Consider the following 25793-nt stretch of genomic DNA (forward strand, 5'->3'; position numbering starts at 1 on the left):
TCTGTAGAGGATCGAGCGGGCCTTTTTACGCCTGGGGTTCAATCAGACGATCAAGGGTACTGCTGAACCTGACCTTGCTGCTCGGCACCATACTGCTGACCCGGAATCGCCTTGAGGTTGACCTCGACACGGCGGTTCTGCGCCCGCCCATTGACGTCGCCGTTGCTGGCAACCGGGCTATCCGGACCTGCACCGCGAGCGCTCAGGTTGGCACCGCCGACACCTTGCGAGGTCAGGTAGGTTGCCACGCTCTGGGCACGACGCTGGGACAGGTCCATGTTGTGCTGGCGGCTGCCGGTGCTGTCGGTATAGCCGACGATCTCGATCTGGTTCTGGTTGAACTCTTTCAGCGAGCCCGCCAGGTTGTTCAGCGGCTGATAGAAACTTGGGGCAATGTTCGCCGAATCGGTAGCGAACGTGATGTTGCCCGGCATGATCAGCTTGATCTGGTCGCCCTGGCGCTGCACTTCAACACCGGTGTTGGCCATGCTGGCGCGCAGCTTTTTCTCTTGCTGATCGGCGTAGTAGCCGTAGCCGGCGGCGGAAGCACCGACCACCGCCGCACCGATCAGCGCGCCCTTGCCACGGTTATCGTGGTTGATCGCAGCACCGGCCAGCGCACCGGCCAGAGCGCCGAGGCCACCGTATTTCGCGGTCTTGCTCATGCCTTCGGAGCCGCTATCCGCCTGGCCCTGAGCTTGGCCCTGACCGCCGTAAGGGTTAGGCGAAGCACAACCGGACAAAACGGCCACAGCCGTAGCGACAATAATCAAACGACGCGTGGTGAACATGTAAAGCTCCTACTTTTTTGCATTCTGTGGTGCAACGGACCAAGGCATCAGCCTTTGCGGGCGTTGGATCATGTTAATGAGTAAAAATTCCGAATGTTACAAATCAGCCCCGAACAAAGGGGTTCTCGCGCATTTCGTCACCCAGACGGGTATCCGGTCCATGCCCGGTCACCACGGTCGCGTCTTCGTCGAGGGTGTACAGCCGCTGCTTGATCGAACGCACGATGGTCGCCTGGTCGCCGCCCCACAAATCCGTGCGCCCGACGCCGCGACGAAACAGCGTATCACCGGCAATCAGCAGCTTGGCCTCGGAAAACCAGAAGCTCATGGAACCCGGCGTATGACCCGGCGTGTGCAGCGCCACGCCACAGCCGCAGGCCAGTTCTTCATCATCGGCCAGCCAGCGGTCCGGGGACGGCACCGGGGTATAAGGAACGCCGAACATCTGGCACTGCATTTCCAGGTTGTCCCACAGAAACTGGTCTTCCTTGTGCAGATGCAGCGTCGCGCCGGTTTTCTCCTTGAGTTGGCCGGAAGCCAGGAAATGATCGAGGTGCGCATGGGTGTGAATGATGCTGACCACTTTCAGCCCCAAGGCATCGAGACGCGCCAGGATCAGTTCATGATTGCCACCCGGATCGACGACGATGGCCTTTTTCGTTACCGGATCGCCGATGATCGTGCAGTTGCACTGCAACGGGCCGACGGGGAAGGTTTCGCGGATGAGGGTGGGTTGCTGGGACATCGGGGCCTGCTCGATAAACGGGGACGAGCGATTTTCGCACAATTGAGTATCCAGCCAATGGCCGCGATGTGTAACGTGAAAAATCCTTAACCCAGCACCCCCAATTCCTTGGCTCGCGCCACCGCTTGTGTACGCCGCTCGACCCCGAGCTTGCTGTTGATGTGGCTGGCGTGGGTCTTGACCGTGTGCAGGGAAATAAACAGCTGATCGCTGATTTCCTGGTTCGAACAGCCCTGGGCGATCAATCGCAGGACCGCCAATTCCCGCGTGCTGAGCTGCTCCGCAGCCGCGCAGGATTCCGGTCCGGGGCGGGCAACCAATGCTGGCAGTTTTTCACTGAGGCTCAGGGAAACGGGGGTTGGCGGACACTGTTGAAGCTGCCCACGCAGCCAGTCCGGGTGCTCGGCCAGCAAGCCCTCAAAGGGTTGCAACACCCCTCCGCCCGCGGCGTCCAATGCCTGGGTCAGTGCCTTGCGTGCTTCCGGTTCCCGTCCGCTGCCAAGCAATAACGCCACTTTCTGGGTCAACGCCATGGCACTGAGCATCTGCCGACCGCTTTGCTGGCCATGTTCGAGCAGCGCATTCAAACGCCCTTCGGCCAGCATCGGTTGGCCCTGGATGACGTCGAGCAAGGCTTGTTGCAATTCGATATGCAGCGGCAATTGCGGGTGGAATTCCGGTGGTGCTGCCCCGTTTTCGCCGTTATAGGTCTGCCCCAGGCGCGCCAGCCAGGCTTCGGCCAGATCGGTGCGCCCCTGGGCCAGCCAGAGTTCGCATTTGACCAGGGTGATCATGGCCAGGTAGTAGATCGGCGGCACATCCCAGATGTGCATCAGCCGTTCGGCTTCGGCCAGTTCGGCAAAGGCCTTGGCGAACTCGCCGCTGCTGCCTTCCAGCCTGGCAATCACACAGTGGCCGATCAGCACGCTGATGTCACGACAGGCACGCGCCTCGCTCAAACCAGCCTGCAATCGCACCCGCGCCGCCTGCGGCTGCATGCGCAGGGCCAGCAAAAAGCCTTCATACAAGGTCAGCCGGGCGCGAACCGCATACAGCCGTTGCGCCGACAAGCTCTGCAGGCGCTGCATTCCCTGGCGGACCTCTTCCAGCGCCCGACAGATTTCCCCGCGTGCTTGCAGCACCCGGGCCCGGTCGTAGTGCGCCAGTGCTTCGAACAAGGGGTTGCCGACCCGTTGCGCCAGCTCCAGCGATTCGCGGTTCAGCCCCCGTGCCCGCCACAAATCACCGTCGGCAATGGCCAGGTTGGACAGGGTCGAGAGACACATCAGGCGCTGGCCGTAACGCTTGGACGGAAGACTTTCCAACGCTTCGCGGCAGTACCGCAACGTCAGTTCGCGGTTACCGCGCCCACGGGCAATGATGCCGCTCAACGCCAGCCATTGAGCGAGCATCGACTTCTGGGCGGTGGCCGACGGCGCAGGCAGGAAACGGCTCAAATGGCTGGCCAGCTCTTCGGCGGCATCCAGTTGGCACGCCATCCCCAACGCCCAGCTATAGAGCACGATCAGTCGCGGCGTGCTGATCAGCAAGCTGTCAGGCAAGTCCATTTTCCAGCGCAGCAACATGCCGACGTTCTGCTCGGCCAGCAGCTGCTCTTCGGAGAGGTTTTGCACCAGGTTCGCCGCGACATCCAGGTGACCGGCACGCAAGGCCTGCTCCACGGCCTCATCGAGCAGCCCCTGGGCATTGAACCAGCGGCAGGCACGCAGGTGAAGGCTAGCGGCCGGCACCATCGACTGGGAAGTCGGCCGCGTGCGCAACAAATCGGAAAACAGGTGGTGGTATCGATACCAGTGGCCATGTTCGTCCAGCGGCACCAGGAACACTTGGTGGGCAAGCAGGAAGCGCAGGATCTCCCCGCTGTCATGGGCGTCGCGAACGGCATCGCACAGTTCGCTGCAAAAACGCTCCTGGGGCGCCGTGTCATAGAGGAACGACTGAACCTCGGCGGGCAGGCAATCGATGACCTCTTCGAGCAGGTAATCGCGGATCAGCCCTTCCCCGCCGTGCAACGATTGCGGCAGTGCGCCATCGGTGCCCGCCTCCGAGGCGGCCAGCAGCCAGAAACGTAAGCCAGCGACCCAACCTTCGCTGCGCTGGATCAGGTTTTCCAGTGCCTCACCGCGCAAGGAACTGCTGTGCCGGTCGAGCAGGCTCAAGGCCTCGTCGTGGGTCAGGCGTAAATCCTGTTCATGTAACTCAAGCAATTGCCGCGACAGCCGCAGCCGCGCCAGGTGCCAGTCGGGACGCTGGCGACTGGTGACCATTACCAGCAAGCCATCGGGAAGATGATTGAGGAAAAATTGCAGGCAACGGTCCAGCACCGGCCCCTGGGCCAGATGGTAATCATCCAGCACCAGCAGCAATGGTGTCGCCGTGGACAGGTGCTCGGCCAATTCGTCGAGCAGGCCGTCCAGCCACTCTTCGAACGCGAACGGCTGATGGCGCTGGCGCATTTTCAACAGCCCGAGGGATTGCCTGCCCAGGTGCGGAAAATAGTCCTGTAGGCCTTCCAGCAGGCGCTCGAGAAAACGCCCCGGGTCACTGTCGCGCGGGCTCAACCCCAGCCAGAGACTTTGCCAGTGCGCCGGTAATCCCTGACAAAACTCCACCGCCAACGAACTCTTGCCGAACCCTGCCGGTGCGCTGACCAGCAATAACCTGCCACCGAGCCCGGCACTCAGGCGCTCACACAAACGTGGACGCAGCACATGGCCGTCGGGCAACGGCGGGCGGAAGAAGCGCCCGTCGAGTGTCGCGACAGCTACGTGTGCAGAACCTGGGGATGTAGACAAATCAGTCATAGCCGGCTCTTGTTTGAATTGCGGGTGGCGGCGTTGCAGATGTCCGCAGACTAGCCGTAAACGGATAGGGAATGAAGGTAATTGCTACAAATGGCTACAAAAAGTCTACAAACAAAAAAACGCCCCGAACCAGTCGGGGCGTTTTCAGAGGGTGCGGCCTCTACTCAGTTCACCTTAGCGAACACCATCCTGACGCAAGGCCGCCGGGGTGAAGTCGCTGGTGGTGGCAGTGAAGCCGAAGTCATAGGCTGACTTCTCTTCGTTCTTCATGCCCAGCGCCAGGTAACGACCCGATTGCAGGTCATACAGGGCTTCGAGGGCATACCACGGCACTTGCTTGTCGTAGTAGTTCTCGGCATGGGCCTCGGCGACGCGCCACAGTTGACCACGACCGTCGTAATGGTCGATGACCGCTGCTTGCCAGGTGTCTTCGTCAATGTAGAAGTCACGCTTGGCGTAAATGTGACGCTGACCTTCCTTCAGGGTTGCGACCACATGCCACACACGACGCAACTCGTAACGAGCCAGGTCCTGGTTGATGTGACCGGCCTTGATGATGTCCGCGTACTTGAGCTTCGGATCGTCGAGCTTGTAGGCATCGGAGCCGATGTACATCTCTTTCTTGCCTTCGAGCTTCCAGTCGTAACGATCCGGTGCACCGTTGAACATGTCCAGGTTGTCGGAGGTACGCAGGCCGTCGGCCGCGGTACCCGGGCCGTCATAGGACACTTGCGGTGCACGGCGCACACGACGCTGGCCAGCGTTGTAGACCCACGCCGAACGCGGTTCCTTCACCTGGTCGAGGGTCTCGTGCACCAGCAGCACACCACCGGCCAGACGAGCCGGCGCGGTCACTTTCTGCTTGAAGTAGAACAGGATGTTGCCCGGGTTTTTCGGGTCGTAATCCTTCATCTTGTCGCGGAACACGAACTGGTCCTGGAAGTACACCAGGCTGAACGAACCGTTCGGCTGTGGTGTGGCCTGGGTCACCAGACGGGTCACGCTGCCCCCGCGATAGCGGGTGATGTGGTTCCAGATAACTTCCACGCCGCTTTTGGGAATCGGGAACGGCACTGCCGTTTCGAAGTTCTCCAGACCGTTACCGCCGGACACCAGGTTGGTGTTGGTGGCGTTACGCTTGATGGCGGCAAACACGTCATCCGGCACGGTAGCACCGCGATGAGACGGATAGACCGGCATCTTGAAGGTTTCCGGGTAGCGCTTGAACATCGCGTACTGGCCCGGGGCGAGCTTTTCCTTGTACTGGTCGACGTTCTGCGCCGTGATGGTGAACAGCGGTTTTTCGCTGGCGAACGGATTGGACAGGAAACCTTTGCTGTCGACCGTACCGGCGTTCTTCGCCATGGGCTTCCAGGCCGGGATCGAACCGTCGGCATTACCTGCCATTTCGGCGCCCATCGGGGTCAGGCTCTTGCCCAGTTTGTCGGCCTCAGCCTGGGGAACCGCTGCGATGACGCTGGTCGCCAGCAGCGAAAGGCCCAGAACACCGGCGTGGAACAGACTCTTTGTTATTTTCATATATGCGCTCGTCCAGAAAATACAGTGCTTAGAAGTTCACGCCGACGCTGAGCGCAACAAAGTCGCGGTCATCCACGGTGGTGTACTTGCCGTCGAAGAAGTTGGTGTAAGCCAGGCTCGCGGTGTAGGTGTTCTGGTAATCGGCGTCTACACCCAGGCTCACCGCCTTGCGGCCTTCCTCGAAGTTGCCGCCAGGGCCAGGGGAGTAACCGCTCACGTCATGGGACCAGGCAACGTTCGGCTTGAGGTTCACACCGGCAAACACGTCGTTGTATTCCCAGATGGCGCGACCGCGGTAGCCCCAAGAAGTCGGGGTGGTGAAGCCTTCCTCGGTGCAGTTGCGGCTGCGGTTGTTGGTCGGCGTACCCGGGCCGGCACCGTTGATGGTGCTGGTGTTGAGCGTCACGCAGGTATCGAGCGCGCCAGAGGCTGGCAACTCACCCGGGCCGTAGACCGGATCGCGGCCATAACGAACGTCGGAAGTGCTTTCCAGGCCGCCAACGTGGGTCACGCCCACTTCACCCACCAGGGTCAGACGGCTGGCGCCCATGACCTGGTCGAAGAAGTGCGTCAGGGTGGTCTGGAATTGGGTGACTTCCTTGCGACGATACCCGTGCAGGTCCTGACCCGGCACGCCGGTAAGCAGCGATGCATTGGTCAACGGATTGTTCGGGTTGTTATTACCCAAAGGACGGATACCGGAGAACAGGATGTCGGTGGAGTTGAGTTGCACTGGCGCGTTCGGACGGTAGCTGATCTCACCGCTCCACGCCGTACCGGTAGGCAGGGTGGTGGAGAAGCTCAAGCCATACAGGCGAATGTCCTCGGGGTATTCGATGAAGTATTGCGAATTACCGGCCACCAGCAGTGGCCCGAGTGCCGCGAACGGGCCAGGCAGCGCTTTTGCCGTGTTGTAGACCGACTGCGGCGCACCGGTGGCGCTGAAGATCGGCGCACGGCTGTGGTAATTCATGAAGTAGGCGCCGAACTCGGTGTCCAGCGGATCGAACATGTACTTGAAGGACGCACCCCACTGACCGCTGTCGCGGGCATCACGATCGGCGCCACGACGCACCAGAACACCCTCTTCGTTGACGTCGACGCCGTTGGCGGCCAAAGGCCCCAGGGCAATGGCCGGAATTTGCGAGCGCTTGTTCAGCACGCGCAGGTTGTTGTCGCAGCCGTCGGCAACGATGTCCGGCTGGGAGAAGAACGTGCCGCAGTTGTCGACGACGGTCTGGTCCCATTCAATTTGATAGAACGCTTCGGCCGAGAGGTTTTCGGTCAGGCTCTGGGACACATAGAACATGTTGACCGGGATCAGGCCTTCCTTGATCTCGGCACCCGGACGACGGAACGCGGACACGTCGATCGGGTTGATCGAGTTGATGCCACCACCGATGAAGGTACTTTCACCCCAGCTCACGACCTGCTTGCCCAGACGCACGGAGCCTGGCTGATCGGCAATGGAGTAGTTGTGGTAGACGAAGGCGTCGAGGAGTTGAGAGCCAGCGGACTTGGCGCCTTCCTTGCGGCCGTCGTCGCTGATGTCCTTGAACGGACGGCTTTCGTCCTTCAGTTCAAAGTCGTACCAGTATTTGCCACGGACGAAAACACCGGTATCGCCGTATTTCAGTTCAAGGTCATGGATGCCCTTGAAGATCTTCGAGAAGGTTTCCCCGCTCTTGAAGTTCAGGTGACCGTCATCAGAAGTCTGGGACAAACCCTTGCCGCCGTTGTTGACACCGATGAGGTTCTTGTTCGGCTGCTGAGTAGACCAACTGGCACCAATCGACAGGGATGAGTCGAACTGACCTTCGATTTCACCAACGTTGAAACTGACGCCGAATGCTGGCCCGGCGAGCGTAGAGGCAAGACTGACAGCCAGGGGCAGTTTCGCCCGGCGCCAGAACTGGTTTACTGATGTCATCGACGCTACTCCATGTGCATTTTATTTTTATGGCAATGAGCACTTCTAAAAACGCTGTGGATAACCGGGAGCCATGGCATCCCAAAGTCATTCCAAAGTTGCATCGCCCCGGTTCGTGCGGTTGCCCCGTTCTTAAAAATCCTTGAACGGACTATAGCCAGCAGGTAGTAGTGCTTGATCCCTCTAAAGTGTGATTTGCAGTTGCCAGCCACTCTGGAACAGTCCTTTCGCCAGTCCGACACCCGTCGGCACGGCAAGAATGGCTGAAAAATTCGATTTGACAAGCCAAGCGCTTGCTTGGTGGGGCTGGCGTGCCCTTTCGGGCACGCCGAGAAGCGCTTAAAGCGTCGAGAGGAAGGTGCTGTTGGTGGCTTGCCATTCGGTGATGTCGACACGAATGCGCTTCTTGTCGAGTTTGCCGACGCTGGTCTTGGGAATTTCAGTAACAAGGGCGATCTGGCTCGGAATCGCCCACTTGCTCAAGTGCCCCAACTCCACAAACGGCTTGAGGTGTTCCTTGAGTTCCCGCGCCCCGATTGCATGACCCTCACGGAGCACCAGCAGGGCAAACGGCCGCTCGCCCCACTGCGGGTCGGGGATCCCCACCACTGCTACTTCACGTACCGCCGCATGACGGCTGATCAGGTCTTCCAGGTCCAGGGAGGAGATCCACTCGCCACCGGTCTTGATCACGTCCTTGATCCGGTCACGAATGTCGATCACGCCCATGCTGTCCAGGGTCGCCACGTCACCGGTGTGCAGCCAGCCTCCGGCCCAGAGTTCGGCGCCCTTCTGCGGCTCGTTGAAGTACCCCTCGGTCAGCCACGGTGCGCGTAACACCAGTTCGCCCTGGGTCTCGCCGTCGGCGGGCAGGAAGTTGCCCTCGGTGTCGACGATCGCCGCCTCCACCAGTGGCCCTGGCACGCCGGCCTTGATCCGGTAAGTGGTGCGTTCGTCTTCGGTACCGGCCATCAGTTCATCGTTCAAGTGCGCGCACGACACCAGTGGCCCGGTTTCCGACATGCCGTAGGCGGCAGTCAACTGAATGCCTTTGGCCTTGGCGGCCTCGTACAGCGTGCGGTTCAGGGCGCTGCCGCCGATGACGATTTTCCAGCCGCCGAAGTCGACATTCTGCGCGGCCTTGGCATTGAGGACCATCTGCAAAATGGTCGGTACGCAATGGGAGAACGTGACCTTCTCCTTGCGCCACAATTCCACCAGGTACTCCGGGTCATAGCGACCGGGGTACACCTGCTTGAGCCCGAGCATGGTCGCCACGTACGGCAAGCCCCAGGCATGCACGTGGAACATCGGGGTGATCGGCATGTACACGTCGTTGGTGCCCAGCAGGCGCACGCTATCGATCGCGCCCATGATGGTCGACACGCCCATGGTGTGCAGCACCAGTTGCCGATGGGTGAAATACACGCCCTTGGGGTTGCCGGTGGTGCCAGTGGTATAGAACGTAGTCGCGACCGAGTTTTCGTCGAAGTCCTCGAAGTCGTATTGCGGGCTCGCCGCGGCCAGCAGCTGTTCGTATTCGCCGACGAGGTTCGGCAGGTCCGCGTTTTTTTCCGGCAGGTCAGTCAGCAGCAGGGTCTTCTCGACCGTGGTCAGTTGTCCCTCGATGGCCTTGTAGAGGCCGAGGAACTCGCTGTTGACCAGCACAAAGCGGTCCTCGGCGTGGTTCATGGTGTAGAGGATCTGTTCCGGCGACAGGCGTACGTTGATGGTGTGGATCACCGCGCCGATCATCGGGATGGCGAACATGCATTCCAGGTATCGATGGCTGTCCCAGTCCATCACACCCACGGCATCCCCGGGCTTGACCCCGGCCGCTGTCAGCACATTGGCCAGTCGGGCCACCCGTTCGATCAGGGTCGGGTAGCTGTAGCGCAACTTGTCGCGGTAGATGATCTCGCGGGTTTTTTCATAACGGGCACCGGACATCAGCAGCCGTTTGATCAACAGCGGGTACTGGTAAGCGCCTTCGGCCGGGGGGATAACGCGAGTCTGCAACATAATAATCCCTTTAATCTGACTGCACGGTCGTGACTGAAAGTAGGCACTGTAGTGCCCTTGAGCGCCAGCCAAATCAGCCAAAGGAATGATTTGCAGAACCCTGCAGATACTAGCGTTGCGCCACCACCCACAGGGGTTCTCTGTCGGTAGAGACTACGGAATCAATGCATCTCGGTAAAAGCCAGCTTCACGCCAATCGCAATCAGCACCGCGCCCATGGTCCGGTCGAACCAGTGACCCATGCGGGCGAAACCGGCGCGCACGCGCTGCTGGCTGAACAGCATCGCCACCAGGCAGAACCAGACCGCTGTCGCCGCCGCCAGGTAAACCCCGTAACCGGCCTGCACGGCTAGTGGCGTTTGCGGATTGATGACCACGGTGAACAGCGAGAGGAAGAACAGCGTGGCTTTCGGGTTGAGACCGTTGGTGACGAAACCTGAAGTGAAGGCACCACGGGCGGTGCGCTCGCCGGCTTCCTTGTGCAGATCGTCCGCCACAGGCTTGGCCGGTTGCGCGCGCAGTGCCTTGTAACCGATGTACAGCAGGTAAGCGGCGGCGGCCCATTTCAAGGCATTGAACAGCACGATCGACTGGGACACGATCAGGCCGATACCCAACAGCGAGTAACCCACGTGCAGGAAAATCGCCGTACCCACACCCAGCGCGGTCCAGGTGCCCGCGCGGCGACCGTGGGTGACACTCTCGCGCACCACCACGGCAAAGTCCGGGCCGGGGCTGGCCACGGCCAGCAGGTGAATCAGGGCAACGGTCAAGAACTCTGTCCAGTACATGGGGGCTCCTTCAGGCCAAGCGTAACTATTTATTTCATCTGGTAGGCTCGGCAGATTACGCCTTCAGTTCATTGCACAAAAGGTACAGTTGATGACGAACACTCGCCGCGCCGTATTCCTCGACCACCCGTCCCTGGACCTCGGCGACCTTGACCTCGACCCGCTGCGCAGTTGTTTCAGCGATTTGCAGCTGTTCGCCCAGACCTTGCCCGATCAAGTCATCGAACACCTCAAAGGTGCCACCGTCGCCATCAGTAACAAGATCCTGATCGATGCCGCCGCCATGGCCGCCAGCCCTGATCTCAAGCTGATCCTGATCACCGCCACCGGCACCAACAACGTCGATCTCGCCGCCGCCCGCGCCCACGGGATTACTGTGTGCAACTGTCAGGGTTACGGCACGCCGTCGGTGGCGCAGCACACGATCATGTTGCTGCTCAACCTGGCCACGCGCCTGGCCGATTATCAAAAAGCCGTCGGCGAAGGCCGCTGGCAGCAGGCCAAACAGTTCTGTTTGCTGGATTACCCGATTGTCGAACTCGAAGGCAAAACCCTTGGTCTGCTGGGACATGGCGAATTGGGCGGCGCGGTCGCACGGCTGGCTGAAGCCTTCGGCATGCGCGTTCTGCTGGGGCAAATTCCCGGACGCCCTGCCCGGCCGGACCGCCTGCCACTGGATGAACTGTTGCCACAGGTCGATGCCCTGACCCTGCACTGCCCGCTCAACGAACACACTCGCCACTTCATTGGTGCCCGCGAACTGGCCTCAATGAAGCCCGGCGCGTTCGTGGTCAACACCGCCCGCGGAGGCCTGATCGACGAACAGGCGCTGGCCGACACCTTGCGCAACGGGCATCTGGGCGGCGCCGCCACTGACGTGCTGAGCGTCGAGCCTCCCGTCAACGGCAATCCGCTGCTGGCCCACGACATCCCGCGCCTGATCGTCACCCCGCACAACGCTTGGGGCAGCCGCGAGGCACGCCAGCGAATCGTTGGCCAAGTGAGCGAAAACGCACTGGGATACTTCAGCGGTAAGGCGCTGCGAGTCGTCAGTTGATAAACTGCGGCACTTTTTTCCACGGGAGCAGTTATGGATCCGCGCAGTGAAGTACTGCTTCGTCAGGCCGAGTTATTCCAGGGTTCGGTGTTGTTGGCCGGTTTGCCCGCCGACGACTTGCTGGGCCGCCTGCCCGAAGCTCATGGCTGGTGCTGGCACGCCGGCGATCAGGCCGCGCTGGACGCCCGCTTCGCCGAGCGCAGCCATTTTGGCGTGAATGCGCCCGAGCGCGAGTTCGATACAGCGGTGGTCTTTCTGCCCAAGGCCAAGGACCTGACCGATTACATTCTCAACGCCCTCGCCTCGCGGCTGGCCGGCCGCGAGCTGTACCTGGTCGGCGAGAAAAAAAGCGGCATCGAAGGTGCCGCCAAACAACTCAATCCGTTCGGCAAGCCACGCAAACTCGACAGCGCGCGCCACTGCCAGCTCTGGCTGGTCACCGTGGCCAACGCACCTGAAGCCAAACCGCTGGAAAGCCTGGCGCAGACTTACGAACTGCCGCTGGCCGAAGGCCCGTTGAAGGTCATCAGCCTGCCTGGGGTGTTCAGCCATGGTCGCCTGGATCGCGGCAGTGCCCTGCTGCTGGAGCATCTGGACAAACTGCCTAGCGGTCACTTGCTCGATTTCGGTTGCGGCGCCGGGGTTCTGGGCGCGGCGGTGAAACGTCGTTACCCGCACAACCAGGTCACGTTGCTGGATGTGGATGCCTTTGCCGCTGCCAGCAGTCGTCTGACCCTGGCTGCCAATGGTCTGGAAGCCGAGGTGATTACCGGTGACGGAATCGATGCCGCGCCGATGGGTTTGAGTGCGATCCTGAGCAATCCGCCGTTCCATGTCGGCGTGCACACCGACTATTTCGCAACGGAAAATTTGCTGCGAAAAGCGGCTAAACATCTGAAAAACGGTGGCGAACTGCGCTTGGTAGCGAACAGTTTCCTGAAGTATCAACCGTTGATCGAAGAGCATCTTGGCGTGTGTGCGATCAAGGCCGAAGGACAGGGTTTCAGAATCTACCGAGCCAAGCGCGGATAAAAATTTTTACTTGCCGAATGGATTTTGCCTAGGCAGAATCCGCTCCGTCCTAGGGGAGTAGTCTCCCACGAGCGCCACGCTCGTCCGGCATGCGTCAACATACTTGGTCCTCAGACCATGGCGCATGCGACCCAAGCATCCACATCAGATGGATCGCAGGGTTTGACAAGACCTATGACACGAACACCTTACCCGGGGCGGGAAGGCTGTACGTGTCATAGCCGTGTCGACCCGCCCCTTAGGAAAACCCCTGATGCTGGATTCACTACTCGTACCTACCGCAATCGTTGCCTTGGCCGAAATCGGCGACAAGACGCAACTGCTCGCGCTCATTCTCGCTGCCCGTTTCCGAAAACCCTGGCCGATCATCGCCGGCATCATCGCCGCGACCCTGGCCAACCACGCAGCCGCCGGTGCAGTCGGTGCCTGGGTTGGCAGTTTCTTCTCGGATACGATGCTGCACTGGATCCTCGCCGCAAGCTTCGCCGCCACGGCGCTGTGGACCCTGGTCCCGGACAAGATGGATGACGACGAAGCCAGCACCGCCCGCAAGTTCGGGCCGTTCCTGACCACGCTGATCGCGTTCTTCCTGGCGGAAATCGGCGACAAAACTCAGATCGCTACCGTAATGCTCGCGGCCCAGTATCCAGAGCTTTGGCTGGTGATCATCGGCACCACCCTCGGCATGCTGATTGCCAACGTACCGGTGGTTCTGGCGGGTAACTTTGCCGCGGACAAGTTGCCCTTGACCCTGATCCGTCGACTGGCGGCGTCGGCGTTCTTCATCCTGGCGATTGTCGCTGTGTACAAGGCGATGCAGAGCAGCGGGTGGGTTTGACGAGGGTACTGAAATCAATCTGTGGCGAGGGGGCTTGTCGGATCGCCACAAGTGTCATTGCATGCAGATCAAGACTTCTTGGCCTGCTCATACAAAGGCATGACCCTCGGAATCGCCGCCTGCAACGCAGCGATACGGCTCGACGACGCCGGGTGAGTGCTCATGAACTCCGGTGGCGCACCTTCCGAGACCTTGCTCATCTTGTTCCACAGGGTGATCGCGGCATTCGGGTTGTAACCGGCGCGGGCCGCCAGCTCCAGGCCGATCAGGTCCGCTTCGTTTTCATTGGCGCGGCTGTTGGGCAAGGTCATGCCGTAGTTGGCCACGGTATCGGCCAGGGCCATGGTGTCCTGCCCCAATCCCAACAAGGCACCGGCGCCCTGCTTGGCCATTTCGATGCCGTAAGCCTTGGACATCGCTTCACGACCGTGCTCGCGCAGGGCGTGGGCGATTTCATGACCCATGATCGCGGCGATTTCATCGTCGGTCAGTTGCAGGGTATCGATCAGCCCGGTGTAAAAGATGATCTTGCCGCCAGGGCCGCAGTTGGCGTTGAGTTCATCGCTCTTGATCAGGTTGACTTCCCACTTCCACTGGGCCGCGTCCGGACGGAAGTTCGGCGCCTGGGCAATCAGCCGGTCGGCAATCACCTGAACCCGCCTGGCTTCATTGCTGGTCTTGTCCAGCACACCTTTGCTGGAAGCTTCGCCCACCGTCTTCTGATAGGACTGGGCGTACATCTGGTCGACCTCTTGCGCGGACAACATGCTGAACATGTACTGCTTGCGCTCAACGCCTACAGCGCCGCCACTGGTGGTATTGACCGACTGGCAACCGCTGAGCAAAAGCGCTGCGCCCAGCGCACTGACAACCAAAATCTTGTTCATCAAAAAACTCCCAGAAAACATGCCGCGTATCCTAGGCGTGGAAATATATCGACGCCAGATACAATGGACGTAAGACGCACAATTCGGACAAAGCTCTCATCGCCGTAAAAAAAATTCACATACAGCGACAACCCGCAGCCCATCACGTGCGCATTGATTCAATTACGACATCCGGCACGCAAAAACAGTCATTTCAGCTGCCCGCGCTCATGCCCGCCCGCCACCCTGCCGATACACCTGGGCAGACGTCTTTTCCCGTGCGGAGCCCCCATGAAATTCAAGTCGATCCAGTTTTCCGTGGCGGCCCTAGCCGGCTCCATTGTCCTTAGTGTCGTGGCAGCGCTGGTGGTGTACGCGCTGTTCTCCGGCGCGCGGACCCAAGATATGGTCCAGGAGCGGACCCAGGCGCAATTCGAGCAAGTCATCGAACAACGTCTGACGTCCCTGGCGCAAACCCAGGTCAGCCAGATCCAGCGTGAGCTCGAAGCGCCGCTGCTGATTGCCGGTGGGCTGGTGCGGGTCAACGCCCTGATCGGCACACCGGGGGCCGATGGCCAGCCTGCGCTGAGCCTCAGCCGCGAGCAATTGATCGACCTGATCAAGGAAAACGTGGTCAAGAACCCGAAAATCCTCGGCACCTACATCGGTTGGGAAAAAGACGCACTGGATCACAACGACGCGGCCTACGTCGGCACCCAAGTGGTCGGCATCGACGCCGCCAACGGGCGTTTCCTGCCCTGGTGGTTCCGCAACGACGACGGCACCCTGGGCCTGGACAAGCTGGTGGACGTCGACGACCAGAAAACCCTGTCCACTGGCGTACGCGCCAGCGAGTACTACCTGTGTTCGAAAGAAACCAGGAAATCCTGCGTGATCGATCCGGCGCCATATAAGGTCGGCGACAAAATCGTCATGCTCGCCTCCTTCATTGAGCCGATCATGCTCAACGGTGCCTTCCAGGGCATCGTCGGCGCTGACCTGTCGGTGAACTTCATCCAGGAAATGCTTCTGGGCGCCAACCAGAAACTCTACAGCGGTGCCGGTGAAATGGCCCTGATCGGCGGCAATGGCCGGATCGTTGCCTACACCAAGGATCCGAGCAAATTCGGCGAGAAGGTCAGCGACATCCTCGACAGCAAACAGATCGCCAACATGGCCAATCTCAAGCGCGGCGAAGTCACCTACACCGTCGACAAGGCCCAGGGCCGGATCGAGCTGTACCTGCCGTTCGGCATCGGCCAGACCGACGCCCGCTGGACCCTTATGCTGCAGTTGCCGCTGAATGCGGTCATGGCCGACCTGCAAAAACTCCAGGCCGACCTGGACGCCCAGCGCAAATCCGACACCTTCGGCATGGCAATGGTCGGCCTGGTGATTGCCGGTATCGGTTTGCTGGTGATCTGGCTGGTGGGTCACGGCATCGCCCGTCCGCTCAAACAGATGGTGGCCATGCTCGACGATATCGCCCAGGGCGAAGGCGACCTTACCCGGCGCCTGACCAGCGACCGTGCCGATGAGCTGGGTTCGATCGCCAAGGGCTTCAATACTTTCCTGGCCAAGTTGCAGGCGATGATCACCCAGGTGGTGACGTCGGTGCAGAGCGTCAGCGATTCGTCGGAACACACCGCCGACATCGCCATCCGCACCAACACCGGTGTACACAAACAAATGGCCGAGATCGATCAGGTGGCCACCGCCGTGCAGGAAATGACCGCCACCGCCCAGGACGTGGCGCGCAATGCGACCCAGGCCGCACAGGCCGCCAGCCATGCCGATCAGGCCGCCAGCCAGGGCATGCAGATTGTACGCGACACCTCGAACTCGATTGGCGCCCTCGCCGTTGAGATCGGCCGGGCCGTCGGCGTGGTGCAAACCCTGGCCAAGGACAGCGAAAACATCAACGCCATCCTTACCGCCATTCGCGGAATCGCCGAGCAGACCAACCTGCTGGCCCTGAACGCAGCCATCGAAGCCGCCCGTGCCGGAGAACAGGGCCGAGGTTTTGCCGTGGTGGCCGACGAGGTGCGTAACCTGGCGCAGAAGACGCAAAAGGCCACCGAAGAAATCCAGACCATGATTCAGCAGCTGCAACAAGGCACGCGGGATGTGGTGCGGGTCATGGAGGACAGCCAGAACCGCACGGACGAAAGCGTGCAGCACGCGGCCAAGGCAGCCGAAGCGCTGGAAACCATTACTCAGGCGGTGTCGGTGATCAACGACATGAACACCCAGATTGCCAGCGCGGCCGAAGAGCAGAGTGCGGTAGCGGACGACATCAATCGCAATGTGATCAACATCGGGCAGGTGGCCAATGAAGTGGCCGGTGGTGCGGATGAGTCGAGTGCGGCCAGTGCGGATCTGACCAAGCTGGCTGAGCAGCAGCGGCGGTTGATCAATCAGTTCAGGGTTTGACCTTCAGGCCCTCTTCGCGAGCAAGTCGGATCGCCGCACCGCCGCTCCCATATTTGATCTTCAGTGAACACAGAATATGTGTACGACAGAGTTCCAGTGTGGGAGCGGCGGTGCGGCGATCCGACTTGCTCGCGAAGGGGCCAGCACTGACACCAAAAAACTCAACCCGGCGTCAAACACTCCGGCCCATTGAGCTTCGGATCATTCACCATATTGGCCAGCACCCGCTCGCGCAATGCGGCAGGCTCACTGGCCAGCAAGGCTTGCAATGCATGCAACGGCGTCTCGGGATCCAGCCACGCGGCCTGCCCCACCTCGTCAAGGATCAATGGCCGCCGCTGGCTCGCCGCCGGCTGGGTAATCACGGCGGTACTGAGCCAAACCTGTTCCTGTACCGGATACGCTTCCCAGATCGCCGCAAAAAATAATGACGAGCCCTCCCCCGGTGTCAGCCAGTACGGGCGCTTGCGCGTCGTGCCGCGCCATTCGTAGAAACCATTGGCCGGCAACAGGCAGCGGCGCTCGCGCAAGGCCTGGCGAAACATTGGCTGTTCGGCAACGGTTTCGGCGCGGGCGTGGGCCGGGGTGCGGGACAGATCGGTCAGCCAGGGTGGCGTCAAACCCCAGCGGGCGCGGGCCAGCGTGCGTTGACCGTCAGGCTCGGCCCGCAGCATCAACACCGAATCATTGGGGGAAATGTTCCACTGCGCCTGCTGGTCGGCGGGAAAACCGGGCAGCGCCGCGAAGGCGGGGTTCCAGCGAAACAGGGCATAACGTCCACACATGGGGCAACACGGCTCTTGATCAAACGAACGCCAGCCTAACAGACCAGCGTGCCGGGAAAGCTGTCCGGTTCATCGCCGGACAGCGGCAGCGCGGCATTGTACGCGGTGATCAGCTCACGGGCGTATGCAGCCTGGTCGTTCTCGACCGACAGCCCGAGCAGGCCATAGATCGGCAACTCGCCGCTGCCCCCGAGCAAATCACGGCCCACCAGATGCGCCTCGATACCCTCGCTGGCGAGCATGCCTTGCAGCAACTCGCCTTCCATCAGGTTTTCCGGATCGTAGATGCGCTGCATACACGCCCCTCACTCGTTTTCGCTGAACACTTCGAGATGCCATTCTTCTTCATGAACCTGCAACACGAAGGTTATCGGCCGGCAGCACACCTGACAGTCTTCAATATAGGTCTGATCGCCACCGGACAAATCCAGCGTCGTCTCGACTTCCTCACCACAATACGGACATTCATATTGCGCAGTTTCCAGCATCGCGGTCTCCCAGGTGACTTGTGCGTATAATCGCCGGTCTATTTGCAGGGCTATTTTTGTCTGGCTACTTTTTCAGACCGTGCCCCGCCGGTTTTCGATCAAAACCTTTACTTACCCTAGCCGTTTCTAACAAGAGAGCATGATGGGCGAATTCGATGCCATCCGACCTTACGACGACAGTGAAGTCCCGGCAGTGCTGGCACGACTGCTCGGAGACAAGGCGTTTCTAGATATCCTCACCCACTTTCGCTTCCCGCGTTTCGCCGGCGCTTTAGGCTGGGCACTCAAACCTCTTATAGCCCATCGGTTGCGCCGTGAGTTTGCCGGCATTACCTCCGTGGCCACGTTACAGGACAAAGTCGAGCATTACGTCGACCATACCATCGAGCGCGCCACCGACGGTGTTACCTATACCGGGGTGGAGCAATTCAAGTCCGGCAGCGCCTACCTGTTCATCGCCAACCACCGCGACATCGTGATGGACCCGGCCTTCGTCAACTATGCCGTGTACCACGCCGGCCTGCCGACCCCGCGCATCGCCATTGGCGACAACCTGCTGCAAAAGCCTTTCGTCAGCGACCTGATGCGCCTGAACAAGAGCTTCATCGTGCACCGCTCGATCAGCGGACGCCGGGAGAAAATGGCGGCTTATCAACTGTTGTCGGCGTACATCAACCATTCGATCCGCAACGATTGCGCCTCGATCTGGATCGCCCAGGCCGAAGGCCGCGCCAAGGACGGTGACGACCGTACCGAATCGGCGATCCTCAAGATGTTCCACATGAGCCGCAAGGACGAGCCGTTCGGCGAAGTCATTCAGTCGCTGAACCTGACCCCGGTGTCGATCAGCTACGAGTACGACCCGTGCGATCAGGCCAAGGCCCGCGAGCTTTACATCCGTGCCACCACCGGCAGCTACACCAAGGTACCGGGCGAGGATGACGTGAGCATTGCCAAGGGCATCACCGGTTACAAAGGCCGGGTGCATGTGAACTTTGCCGCGCCGATCACCGAGCAGTTCGAAGACACCAAGCAATTGGCGGTCGAGATGGACAGGCAAATCCTCAGCGGATACCGCTTGTTCCCGGTGCACTACCTGGCTTATGCACAGTGGAAAGTTGCTGATCCGCAGTTGCAGGTGCCGAAAGCCGCCGAAGTGTTCCCGGCCGAGGAGTTGGTCAAAGCCCAGGAAGAATGGCAACGCCGCCTGGACGCCTGCCCTGAAGAGCATCGTCCATTCCTGGTGCTGCAATATGCGACGCCGGTACGCAATCAGTACCGGGTGAAGGCAGGGTTGCCGCTGTAAGCGGTTTCGGCCAAATGTGAAAACGGCGCCCTTGAGGCGCCGCTTTTGTATCTGTTCACCACAGGTTTGCGGTTATTCAAACCTGAGTACTGATCCACGACACCAGCAGCGCCATCCCCATGCAGGCAAAACCGAAGATGTAGAAAAACCGGTTCATGCGTAAGGTCGCCCAGTCCAGCGTGGGCTCTACGTTGGGGCTGCTCTGGCGCTGCGCCTGCAAGCTGGCCATCGCGCGCAGTTCGCGACGACGGGTGGCGTGCAGCAACCAGCCGCCCGGGAAGGCAAAGAGCAAGGCCAGCAGATTGATCAATTTGGCGGGATGGGCGGTAAACAGCGTCATCAAGTGCAGCGACATCACAAACCTCAGGTAAATCAGGTGGCAGGTGCCGGACCGGCGACCGCGGCGCGGATTCTACCGAAAGCCTGCGCGCCTGCCCTCTGTTTCCGACAAATAACGAAGCAATTGATCAATGGCTGTCCTGAGTCACGGCTTCGTCATCTGTATCGGCGACCATACGCGCCTCGAAACCGACAGGGACCACGTCATGCTCCACGCCGAAAACCAGGATCGTCTTTACCTCATCACCCCCAGCGAAGAACAACAAGCCCTCGTCGGCAGCCTCGCCTTCAACGTTCAAGACCGCCATTGGTTGGTGTATTGCGCCTTGGGCGGGCATCAACATGCGGATTTGCCGGAAACAGATTTGCTGACCGGTGTGAGCGTGCTGGATTTTTACTCACAGGCCGCCTGACACCACTGATCCCCTGTGGGAGCAAGCTCGCTCCCACAATTGATCGGTGTGCAGTCATAAAAAAGCCCGGGACCATCGCTGGCACCGGGCTTTTTCGCATCCAGCTAAGCTTACTCGCCGAGAATCTGACCCACGGTCGGGTCCTTGAACAGGCGGGTCAACGCATCGCTCAGCACATCGCTGACCAGCTTGGTGTTGGTTTCCTGGTTCGGCGCCATACCGAAGCGCTGGTCCAGGGACGAACCATAACGGCCGCTGTAGCGACGGTTGGCATTCTGTACATCGGAGCGGAACGTCGCGCCGATGGTGGCTTCGGTCACGTACATGCCTTCCTTGGGCGACTGGTACTTCAACTCTGCCAGGGTCACGGTCAGTTGCGGTGCATTCATGGCATTGTTCGTCGGGGTAAAGCCCAACAGACGCACGGCGGCTTCAGCCTGGGCCTGCAGCTTCGGCAGGATCTGCGCGCCCTGCACGGTGATCGCGCTGGTCTCCGGGTACAGACCACCACGGGTGCCCAGCGTCGGCGACGGGCGACCGTCCACTACACGCACCACGACGGGCTGGCCATGGCCGACCGGGGCCAACTGGGCGGTCAGCTTGGGTTCCGGGCTCAGTTGTTGCGGGCTGTGGGCGCAGCCAACCAGAGTCAAACTGGTCACAGTGATCAAACCGAACAACAGGCGTTGCAACATGCTCTTCTCTCCAGAATCAGGCACAAACAGGCCGGCAGTATAGCGGTGCGCCACTGCGGGTAACCAGCACCTCACAGTGTTTGATGAAATCTCTGACACCCCCCAGGCAATGCGGTTCCTGTCACACAGTTGTCACCACTCATACACTTGCACGTAATGGCCTGCAGGCTATCTTCTCAGTAGTCACTCACACGGTACTTCACCATGCGCCATCTGATCTCTCTGTTCGCGCCACGCCCACTGCATCGCTGCTTCGCCCTGCTCGACCGCAACGGCCACTGCCAGGCCTTCAAGCAGTGCAGTCTCCAGCCCATGGGCGATGGCTGGGTTGAAATCGAAGAGATCCGCCTGAACTGGCTGAATCAACCGCTGCCTGCCGGCGCCCGGGTCGTTTCGCAGCAGCTACAGCCACGCTCGCGTGCACAGCAACTGATGACGACCTGACCAAACACCTAATAAAAGTCATTAAACACGACCATTTCCCTGCGTTTCTTAGATACAATCTCCCCCCGATTATAAGGACGTCTCCTGATCGGGCCTCGCAGCATCGTCAATGCGCTTGTATTGACACCCCGCACCGCCCACAGAGAGCCGCCCACACAGATCGAGTGAAGCTGGCGCGCTTGCTGTTTTGTTGAGCAAAACCTCCACTTTTCGCGAATCTGCAGAGCTGTCATTACGCTCGGTCACTGAGCTGTTTGCCCGTTTTGCCTGCCCTGTATCCCATGGCGGCAATCCATCCGGGCACGGTGCCAGGCTGGGACAGCCCTTTTTGAGGTTCACGTCTTCAAAAGAGCGTGAAAAAAACGGGTTTTCACAACTTCACAAGAGTGTGGCGAGCAAATGAATAGTTTTGCGTCTGAACATGCACCATTAGCGTCTACAACAGCCCAACGACACAGGACCGAGTATTCCTCGAACACCGGAGCCTGAAGCCTGTCCGCTACGGATTTGGTTGCACAAACGGATGTATCGACCATAAGTCGAATTGCCTCCCGCGCGCTGAAATGAGTTCATATGGCTCATAGGCCCGGCAGGTAGCGTCCGTCGAAGTTGCGATAAATTGCGAAGATTCGGACATGGCGATCCTGCCATGGGTACCTGGGGCAACACTGACACGCCCCGTCACTCCTGGCAGCCATGCCGACAATTTGGTGCTGCAGATTTTGGAGACGCGTTAAATGGCGCATAACGAAGCAGTCGACGTAGTACTGGTTGGGGCCGGCATCATGAGTGCCACCCTTGCAGTACTGCTCAAAGAGCTCGACCCCGCGATCAAGCTGGAAGTCGTCGAGCTGATGGATTCCGGTGCCGCGGAGAGTTCCAACCCGTGGAACAATGCCGGTACCGGTCACGCCGGGCTGTGTGAGCTCAACTACACGCCGCAGGCCGCCAATGGCGCCGTCGACATCAAGAAAGCCGTGCACATCAACACCCAGTTCGAGGTGTCGAAGCAGTTCTGGTCGTACCTGACCAAAAAAGGCACGTTCGGCTCGTGCAAATCGTTTATCAGCCCGGTGCCACACCTGAGCTTCGTGCAGGGCGACAACGGCGTGTCCTTCCTCAAGGAACGCTTCAAGGTGCTGAGCAAGCACCACGCCTTCGCGGATATGGAATACACCGAAGACAAGGCCAAAATGGCCGAGTGGATGCCGCTGATGATGCCTGGCCGCGATCCTGGCGAAAACCTCGCCGCGACCCGCGTGATCAATGGCACCGACGTCAACTTCGGCGCCCTGACCAATCAGTTGCTCAAGCACCTGACCAGCGCACCCGATGCCCAGGTCAAGTACTGCAAGCGCGTGACCGGCCTCAAGCGCAGCAACGGCGGCTGGACCGTCAGCATCAAGGACGTCAACAGCGGCAACACCCGTGAAGTCGACGCCAAATTCGTCTTCCTCGGCGCGGGCGGTGCAGCACTGCCGCTGCTGCAGGCTTCGGGCATCGAAGAAAGCAAAGGCTTTGGCGGCTTCCCGATCAGCGGCCAGTGGCTGCGTTGCGACAACCCGGAAGTGGTCAAGCACCACCAGGCCAAGGTCTACAGCCAGGCTGCCGTCGGCTCGCCACCAATGTCCGTGCCGCACCTGGACACCCGCGTGGTGGAAGGCAAGAAGTCCCTGCTGTTCGGACCATACGCCGGCTTCACCACCAAGTTCCTCAAGCATGGCTCCTTCATGGACCTGCCGATGTCGGTTCGCGCCGGCAACATCGGGCCGATGCTGTCCGTGGCAAAAAACAACATGGACCTGACCAAGTACCTGGTCAGCGAAGTGATGCAGTCGATGGAGCAGCGCCTGGAGTCCCTGCGTCGCTTCTACCCTGAGGCGAAAGCTGAAGACTGGCGCCTGGAAGTGGCCGGCCAACGGGTACAGATCATCAAGAAAGACCCGAAGAAAGGCGGCATCCTGCAATTCGGTACCGAACTGGTGGCGGCCAAGGACGGTTCCCTGGCGGCACTACTCGGCGCTTCGCCAGGTGCCTCGGTGACCGTTTCGATCATGCTTGAGCTGATCGAAAAATGCTTCCCGGGCAAAGCCAAGGGCGAATGGGCCACCAAATTGGCCGAAATTTTCCCGGCCCGGGAAAAGGTCCTGGAAACCGACGCTGCGCTGTATCGCAAGATCAACACGCAGAACAACATTGCCCTGGAACTGATTGAAGCCAGCAGCGAGACCGAAAGCTACGCTTGATTCGGCTCCATGAAAAACGCCCCGTTCTCATCGAGAGCGGGGCGTTTTTTTATGGCCGGCGAAACCATATTTGTGGCGAGGGATCAGCCGCGAGCCTTTTCAATCAGCTCGATGTAATCCGCCGCATTGCGCTGATCCTTGATCAGGGCAATGAAATTATTGCCGTGCTCATCCTTGCCATTCACGTCGTAACCCGCTTCGACGAAGAACGTCAGAAAGCGCGCGAAATCGTCAATGCGCAGGCCACGGTAGGCCTTGACCAGTTTGTGCAGGGACGGAGAAGTCGCGTCGACCGGTTCGAAATCGAGGAACAACTTGATCTGCTCATCGCCGATCTCGTCACCAATCACTTGTTTTTTATCTTTACGCATTGCCGACTCCAGCTCGCAGACATTTCACGGGGCGGGCAGTTTACCCCCGCGCAGGCACAGGGCTCAACGCGGACGAGTGCTGCCAGTGTGCAGATCGGCCCAGACATGGCCATTGGCGTAGCTGAGAAACTGGCAATACACCGTGTCATTGCGCAACAAGTCGATCACCACCCGGTATTGCGCCAGCGGGTAATAGAGGGTCAGGGTCTTGCTCGGCACATCGTAAACCGGCTTTTTCAGGCTTTTGCTTTCACCATCGAAGTTGACCAGTACCTGACTGATGGTGGCACCCTTGTTCAGGGATTTGCCCTTGAGCCGAATCATCAGCGGTGACGTGACCGGAATCGGCTGTTGATTGGACTGACGCTGACTGCCGACCACCACCGAGTACTCGGTAACCTGCAGCAACTGTTGCTGTTCGGGTTCGCTGTCACGCAGGGTCAGGTCATCGGGCGGCAGGAACTGTGCATGCATGGGCGCCGGCGCGGCGGCCAGGGGCAGGCTGAGGGCCAGCAACAGGGCGGCGCAGCTGCGGATCGAACGGCTCATGACAGGCTCCGGTGGGCGGATGTAGGAGCGAGCTTGCTCGCGATGGTGTGTCAGACGACGCCAATGTACCTGACAGACCATCGCGAGCAAGCTCGCTCCTACAAAAAGCGCATCAATCGAACTGCGCGCGCATCCACGCCTGATACTCGGCAACACCGGGCTCGCCTTCGCGCGGCGCCCAATGTGCCAGCTCACCTTCACCGACCGGACGGTAAGGGCCAGCCTTGCATTCGAACATCAGGCTGTCGGCCTCCAGCACCACCAAACCGTGGAACACACCGGTTGGCAGGTCCACGCCAACACAGTCGCCACCGGCCTGCAGCACGGTCTTGCTCAGCACCGTACCGGTCTCATCAAAGATCAACACGCCCAGCCGGCCCTTGAGGACCAACAGGGTTTCGGCCTTGTTGTCGCCCAAATGCCGGTGAGGCGGGATGTACGTGGACGGCTGCAACCCCACCGCCATGCGATGGCAAGCGTCTTCCATCTGATGGAAGTTGTGATGCTGGCGCCCACGAGGATTGGCCGCGGCTTTCCCGGCCAGCTCGGCGAACAAGGTCTGATCCAGAAAGCGAGGCGTATCCATTTCTTACATTCCTTTAACGGCGAAAATCCCGTTGGCATTACGCCAGTAGCCTTTGTAGTCCATGCCGTAACCGAAGATGTAGCGATCGATGCATGGCAGACCAACGAAATCGGCCTTGAGGTCCGGACGGGCCTTGCGGTCGTGATCTTTGTCGATCAGCACGGCGGTGTGCACTTTACGTGCGCCAGCGTGTTTGCAGAAGTCGATGATCGCGCCCAGGGTGTGGCCTTCATCGAGGATGTCGTCGATGATCAGCACGTCACGGTCGATGAAGGAAACTTCCGGCTTGGCTTTCCAGAACAGGTCGCCACCGCTGGTTTCGTTGCGATAGCGGGTGGCGTGCAGGTAGGACGCTTCCAGCGGGAAGTCCAGGTAGGTCAGCAGCTTGCCGGAGAAAATCAGCCCGCCGTTCATCACGCAGAACACCACCGGGTTGCTGTCGGCCATTTGTTCGTTGATTTGTGCACCGACGCGGGCGATGGCCGCCTCGACTTCAGCTTCGGTGTACAGGCAGTCAGCCTCTCGCATGATTTGACGGATATGCTCGAGATCAGCGGACATGGCGCTCTCCAGGGGGTTTGAGGGGGAGGGACGGATTCGGAAAAGCGGGCAAAGGTACGCATCAAGCGAGGCCAGATCAAGCGTTTGTGGACTAACGTACTGTATGTCTATAGGACAACACCCTCGGATAGATTAATCTAG

General features: G+C 60.0%; 25 protein-coding genes, 1 pseudogene and 1 riboswitch. Of the genes and pseudogenes, 9 read left to right on the plus strand and 17 right to left on the minus strand.

All coding sequences use genetic code 11. The features are described 5' to 3' along the window. Positions 1–50 precede the first annotated feature (50 nt). The 7 genes from AC3ITY_RS27670 to AC3ITY_RS27700 form a co-directional block, all read right to left on the minus strand. On the minus strand, positions 51–791 hold the full coding sequence (locus tag AC3ITY_RS27670; protein WP_489306137.1) for a YiaD family glycine zipper/OmpA-like lipoprotein: 741 nt from the start codon (positions 789–791) through the stop codon (positions 51–53). Positions 792–894: 103 nt separating this feature from the next. Then, complete coding sequence (locus AC3ITY_RS27675; protein ID WP_057713346.1) at positions 895–1536, minus strand: MBL fold metallo-hydrolase; 642 nt, start codon at positions 1534–1536, stop codon at positions 895–897. 86 nt (positions 1537–1622) lie between these two features. Further along, on the minus strand, positions 1623–4361 hold the full coding sequence (locus AC3ITY_RS27680; protein WP_489306138.1) for a winged helix-turn-helix domain-containing protein: 2739 nt from the start codon (positions 4359–4361) through the stop codon (positions 1623–1625). Between the two features lie 174 nt (positions 4362–4535). Then, complete coding sequence (locus AC3ITY_RS27685; protein ID WP_489306139.1) at positions 4536–5900, minus strand: DUF1329 domain-containing protein; 1365 nt, start codon at positions 5898–5900, stop codon at positions 4536–4538. 28 nt (positions 5901–5928) lie between these two features. Further along, the gene (locus AC3ITY_RS27690) at positions 5929–7830 is read right to left on the minus strand and encodes a DUF1302 domain-containing protein (protein ID WP_489306141.1); all 1902 of its coding nucleotides are present in this window, start codon (positions 7828–7830) and stop codon (positions 5929–5931) included. 339 nt (positions 7831–8169) lie between these two features. Beyond that, positions 8170–9852 carry a fatty acid--CoA ligase gene (locus AC3ITY_RS27695; RefSeq protein ID WP_489306142.1) on the minus strand — a complete coding sequence of 561 codons (1683 nt, stop codon included), beginning with the start codon at positions 9850–9852 and terminating at the stop codon, positions 8170–8172. A 161-nt stretch (positions 9853–10013) separates the two neighbouring features. Then, complete coding sequence (locus AC3ITY_RS27700) at positions 10014–10643, minus strand: LysE family translocator (protein WP_150727989.1); 630 nt, start codon at positions 10641–10643, stop codon at positions 10014–10016. Between the two features lie 91 nt (positions 10644–10734). Here AC3ITY_RS27700 and AC3ITY_RS27705 point away from each other — a divergent pair, with 91 nt between their 5' ends. The 3 genes from AC3ITY_RS27705 (at position 10735) to AC3ITY_RS27715 (ending at position 13570) form a co-directional block, all read left to right on the plus strand. Continuing rightward, complete coding sequence (locus AC3ITY_RS27705) at positions 10735–11700, plus strand: 2-hydroxyacid dehydrogenase (RefSeq protein WP_489306143.1); 966 nt, start codon at positions 10735–10737, stop codon at positions 11698–11700. Positions 11701–11733: 33 nt separating this feature from the next. Next, positions 11734–12732 carry a methyltransferase gene (locus AC3ITY_RS27710; RefSeq protein WP_008045980.1) on the plus strand — a complete coding sequence of 333 codons (999 nt, stop codon included), beginning with the start codon at positions 11734–11736 and terminating at the stop codon, positions 12730–12732. Positions 12733–12771: 39 nt separating this feature from the next. Beyond that, positions 12772–12896, plus strand: a riboswitch (yybP-ykoY riboswitch). A gap of 89 nt (positions 12897–12985) precedes the next feature. Continuing rightward, on the plus strand, positions 12986–13570 hold the full coding sequence (locus AC3ITY_RS27715; protein WP_046818984.1) for a TMEM165/GDT1 family protein: 585 nt from the start codon (positions 12986–12988) through the stop codon (positions 13568–13570). Between the two features lie 68 nt (positions 13571–13638). On the opposite strand, the gene AC3ITY_RS27720 is transcribed toward AC3ITY_RS27715, so the two are convergent. Continuing rightward, on the minus strand, positions 13639–14457 hold the full coding sequence (locus tag AC3ITY_RS27720; RefSeq protein ID WP_489306144.1) for a M48 family metallopeptidase: 819 nt from the start codon (positions 14455–14457) through the stop codon (positions 13639–13641). Positions 14458–15816: 1359 nt separating this feature from the next. On the opposite strand from AC3ITY_RS27720, the pseudogene AC3ITY_RS27725 reads away from it, so the two are divergent. After that, a pseudogene (locus AC3ITY_RS27725) lies at positions 15817–16014 on the plus strand (HAMP domain-containing protein); the annotation flags it as partial. A gap of 111 nt (positions 16015–16125) precedes the next feature. Next, positions 16126–16869, plus strand: coding sequence for a methyl-accepting chemotaxis protein (locus AC3ITY_RS27730; RefSeq protein WP_413787378.1), 744 nt, complete (start codon positions 16126–16128; stop codon positions 16867–16869). A 161-nt stretch (positions 16870–17030) separates the two neighbouring features. On the opposite strand, the gene AC3ITY_RS27735 is transcribed toward AC3ITY_RS27730, so the two are convergent. Genes AC3ITY_RS27735 through AC3ITY_RS27745 form a run of 3 tightly spaced genes read right to left on the minus strand, consistent with a single transcriptional unit; the run spans position 17031 to position 18142 of the window. Further along, positions 17031–17654 carry an SOS response-associated peptidase gene (locus tag AC3ITY_RS27735; protein WP_489306146.1) on the minus strand — a complete coding sequence of 208 codons (624 nt, stop codon included), beginning with the start codon at positions 17652–17654 and terminating at the stop codon, positions 17031–17033. Between the two features lie 35 nt (positions 17655–17689). Then, positions 17690–17950, minus strand: coding sequence for a putative signal transducing protein (locus AC3ITY_RS27740; RefSeq protein WP_008045983.1), 261 nt, complete (start codon positions 17948–17950; stop codon positions 17690–17692). A 9-nt stretch (positions 17951–17959) separates the two neighbouring features. After that, the gene (locus AC3ITY_RS27745; protein WP_053159662.1) at positions 17960–18142 is read right to left on the minus strand and encodes a CPXCG motif-containing cysteine-rich protein; all 183 of its coding nucleotides are present in this window, start codon (positions 18140–18142) and stop codon (positions 17960–17962) included. A 139-nt stretch (positions 18143–18281) separates the two neighbouring features. On the opposite strand from AC3ITY_RS27745, the gene AC3ITY_RS27750 reads away from it, so the two are divergent. After that, positions 18282–19448, plus strand: a complete 1167-nt coding sequence (locus AC3ITY_RS27750) for a 1-acyl-sn-glycerol-3-phosphate acyltransferase (RefSeq protein WP_489306147.1) — start codon at positions 18282–18284, stop codon at positions 19446–19448. A gap of 76 nt (positions 19449–19524) precedes the next feature. Here AC3ITY_RS27750 and AC3ITY_RS27755 read toward each other — a convergent pair whose 3' ends face one another. Then, a complete protein-coding gene (locus tag AC3ITY_RS27755; protein ID WP_007979321.1) occupies positions 19525–19803 on the minus strand; it encodes a hypothetical protein in 279 nt (92 codons plus the stop codon). A 190-nt stretch (positions 19804–19993) separates the two neighbouring features. Between AC3ITY_RS27755 and AC3ITY_RS27760 the strand changes: the two genes are divergently transcribed. Beyond that, positions 19994–20200 (plus strand): hypothetical protein, encoded by a 207-nt coding sequence (locus tag AC3ITY_RS27760; RefSeq protein WP_085724026.1) that lies wholly within the window; start codon positions 19994–19996, stop codon positions 20198–20200. 110 nt (positions 20201–20310) lie between these two features. Here AC3ITY_RS27760 and AC3ITY_RS27765 read toward each other — a convergent pair whose 3' ends face one another. After that, positions 20311–20895: a YajG family lipoprotein gene (locus AC3ITY_RS27765; RefSeq protein WP_007973847.1), complete on the minus strand. Its 585-nt coding sequence runs from the start codon at positions 20893–20895 to the stop codon at positions 20311–20313. Positions 20896–21099: 204 nt separating this feature from the next. On the opposite strand from AC3ITY_RS27765, the gene AC3ITY_RS27770 reads away from it, so the two are divergent. Together AC3ITY_RS27770 and mqo are read left to right on the plus strand one after the other, a co-directional pair. Continuing rightward, positions 21100–21339, plus strand: a complete 240-nt coding sequence (locus tag AC3ITY_RS27770; protein WP_223454755.1) for a hypothetical protein — start codon at positions 21100–21102, stop codon at positions 21337–21339. A gap of 737 nt (positions 21340–22076) precedes the next feature. Continuing rightward, positions 22077–23585 carry a malate dehydrogenase (quinone) gene (mqo, locus tag AC3ITY_RS27775; protein WP_489306149.1) on the plus strand — a complete coding sequence of 503 codons (1509 nt, stop codon included), beginning with the start codon at positions 22077–22079 and terminating at the stop codon, positions 23583–23585. An 83-nt stretch (positions 23586–23668) separates the two neighbouring features. On the opposite strand, the gene AC3ITY_RS27780 is transcribed toward mqo, so the two are convergent. The 4 genes from AC3ITY_RS27780 to AC3ITY_RS27795 all read right to left on the minus strand — a co-directional run bounded on the left by AC3ITY_RS27780 (position 23669) and on the right by AC3ITY_RS27795 (position 25652). After that, positions 23669–23956 carry a PA4642 family protein gene (locus AC3ITY_RS27780; RefSeq protein WP_223454751.1) on the minus strand — a complete coding sequence of 96 codons (288 nt, stop codon included), beginning with the start codon at positions 23954–23956 and terminating at the stop codon, positions 23669–23671. 63 nt (positions 23957–24019) lie between these two features. Next, the gene (locus AC3ITY_RS27785) at positions 24020–24505 is read right to left on the minus strand and encodes a hypothetical protein (RefSeq protein ID WP_489306150.1); all 486 of its coding nucleotides are present in this window, start codon (positions 24503–24505) and stop codon (positions 24020–24022) included. 112 nt (positions 24506–24617) lie between these two features. After that, a complete protein-coding gene (locus AC3ITY_RS27790; protein WP_007981336.1) occupies positions 24618–25091 on the minus strand; it encodes a WbuC family cupin fold metalloprotein in 474 nt (157 codons plus the stop codon). 3 nt (positions 25092–25094) lie between these two features. Next, the gene (locus tag AC3ITY_RS27795) at positions 25095–25652 is read right to left on the minus strand and encodes a hypoxanthine-guanine phosphoribosyltransferase (RefSeq protein WP_223454746.1); all 558 of its coding nucleotides are present in this window, start codon (positions 25650–25652) and stop codon (positions 25095–25097) included. Positions 25653–25793 lie beyond the last annotated feature (141 nt).

This window comes from Pseudomonas sp. GL_091 (assembly GCF_057837725.1).

Excerpts from the sequence above, each read along its gene's own strand:
- AC3ITY_RS27670 (WP_489306137.1), bottom strand. The coding sequence starts at position 791 with ATGTTCACCACGCGTCGTTTGATTATTGTCGCTACGGCTGTGGCCGTT.
- AC3ITY_RS27675 (WP_057713346.1), bottom strand. The coding sequence starts at position 1,536 with ATGTCCCAGCAACCCACCCTCATCCGCGAAACCTTCCCCGTCGGCCCG.
- AC3ITY_RS27680 (WP_489306138.1), bottom strand. The coding sequence starts at position 4,361 with ATGACTGATTTGTCTACATCCCCAGGTTCTGCACACGTAGCTGTCGCG.
- AC3ITY_RS27685 (WP_489306139.1), bottom strand. The coding sequence starts at position 5,900 with ATGAAAATAACAAAGAGTCTGTTCCACGCCGGTGTTCTGGGCCTTTCG.
- AC3ITY_RS27690 (WP_489306141.1), bottom strand. The coding sequence starts at position 7,830 with ATGACATCAGTAAACCAGTTCTGGCGCCGGGCGAAACTGCCCCTGGCT.
- AC3ITY_RS27695 (WP_489306142.1), bottom strand. The coding sequence starts at position 9,852 with ATGTTGCAGACTCGCGTTATCCCCCCGGCCGAAGGCGCTTACCAGTAC.
- AC3ITY_RS27700 (WP_150727989.1), bottom strand. The coding sequence starts at position 10,643 with ATGTACTGGACAGAGTTCTTGACCGTTGCCCTGATTCACCTGCTGGCC.
- AC3ITY_RS27705 (WP_489306143.1), top strand. The coding sequence starts at position 10,735 with ATGACGAACACTCGCCGCGCCGTATTCCTCGACCACCCGTCCCTGGAC.
- AC3ITY_RS27710 (WP_008045980.1), top strand. The coding sequence starts at position 11,734 with ATGGATCCGCGCAGTGAAGTACTGCTTCGTCAGGCCGAGTTATTCCAG.
- AC3ITY_RS27715 (WP_046818984.1), top strand. The coding sequence starts at position 12,986 with ATGCTGGATTCACTACTCGTACCTACCGCAATCGTTGCCTTGGCCGAA.
- AC3ITY_RS27720 (WP_489306144.1), bottom strand. The coding sequence starts at position 14,457 with ATGAACAAGATTTTGGTTGTCAGTGCGCTGGGCGCAGCGCTTTTGCTC.
- AC3ITY_RS27730 (WP_413787378.1), top strand. The coding sequence starts at position 16,126 with ATGGCCGAGATCGATCAGGTGGCCACCGCCGTGCAGGAAATGACCGCC.
- AC3ITY_RS27735 (WP_489306146.1), bottom strand. The coding sequence starts at position 17,654 with ATGTGTGGACGTTATGCCCTGTTTCGCTGGAACCCCGCCTTCGCGGCG.
- AC3ITY_RS27740 (WP_008045983.1), bottom strand. The coding sequence starts at position 17,950 with ATGCAGCGCATCTACGATCCGGAAAACCTGATGGAAGGCGAGTTGCTG.
- AC3ITY_RS27745 (WP_053159662.1), bottom strand. The coding sequence starts at position 18,142 with ATGCTGGAAACTGCGCAATATGAATGTCCGTATTGTGGTGAGGAAGTC.
- AC3ITY_RS27750 (WP_489306147.1), top strand. The coding sequence starts at position 18,282 with ATGATGGGCGAATTCGATGCCATCCGACCTTACGACGACAGTGAAGTC.
- AC3ITY_RS27755 (WP_007979321.1), bottom strand. The coding sequence starts at position 19,803 with ATGTCGCTGCACTTGATGACGCTGTTTACCGCCCATCCCGCCAAATTG.
- AC3ITY_RS27760 (WP_085724026.1), top strand. The coding sequence starts at position 19,994 with ATGCTCCACGCCGAAAACCAGGATCGTCTTTACCTCATCACCCCCAGC.
- AC3ITY_RS27765 (WP_007973847.1), bottom strand. The coding sequence starts at position 20,895 with ATGTTGCAACGCCTGTTGTTCGGTTTGATCACTGTGACCAGTTTGACT.
- AC3ITY_RS27770 (WP_223454755.1), top strand. The coding sequence starts at position 21,100 with ATGCGCCATCTGATCTCTCTGTTCGCGCCACGCCCACTGCATCGCTGC.
- mqo (WP_489306149.1), top strand. The coding sequence starts at position 22,077 with ATGGCGCATAACGAAGCAGTCGACGTAGTACTGGTTGGGGCCGGCATC.
- AC3ITY_RS27780 (WP_223454751.1), bottom strand. The coding sequence starts at position 23,956 with ATGCGTAAAGATAAAAAACAAGTGATTGGTGACGAGATCGGCGATGAG.
- AC3ITY_RS27785 (WP_489306150.1), bottom strand. The coding sequence starts at position 24,505 with ATGAGCCGTTCGATCCGCAGCTGCGCCGCCCTGTTGCTGGCCCTCAGC.
- AC3ITY_RS27790 (WP_007981336.1), bottom strand. The coding sequence starts at position 25,091 with ATGGATACGCCTCGCTTTCTGGATCAGACCTTGTTCGCCGAGCTGGCC.
- AC3ITY_RS27795 (WP_223454746.1), bottom strand. The coding sequence starts at position 25,652 with ATGTCCGCTGATCTCGAGCATATCCGTCAAATCATGCGAGAGGCTGAC.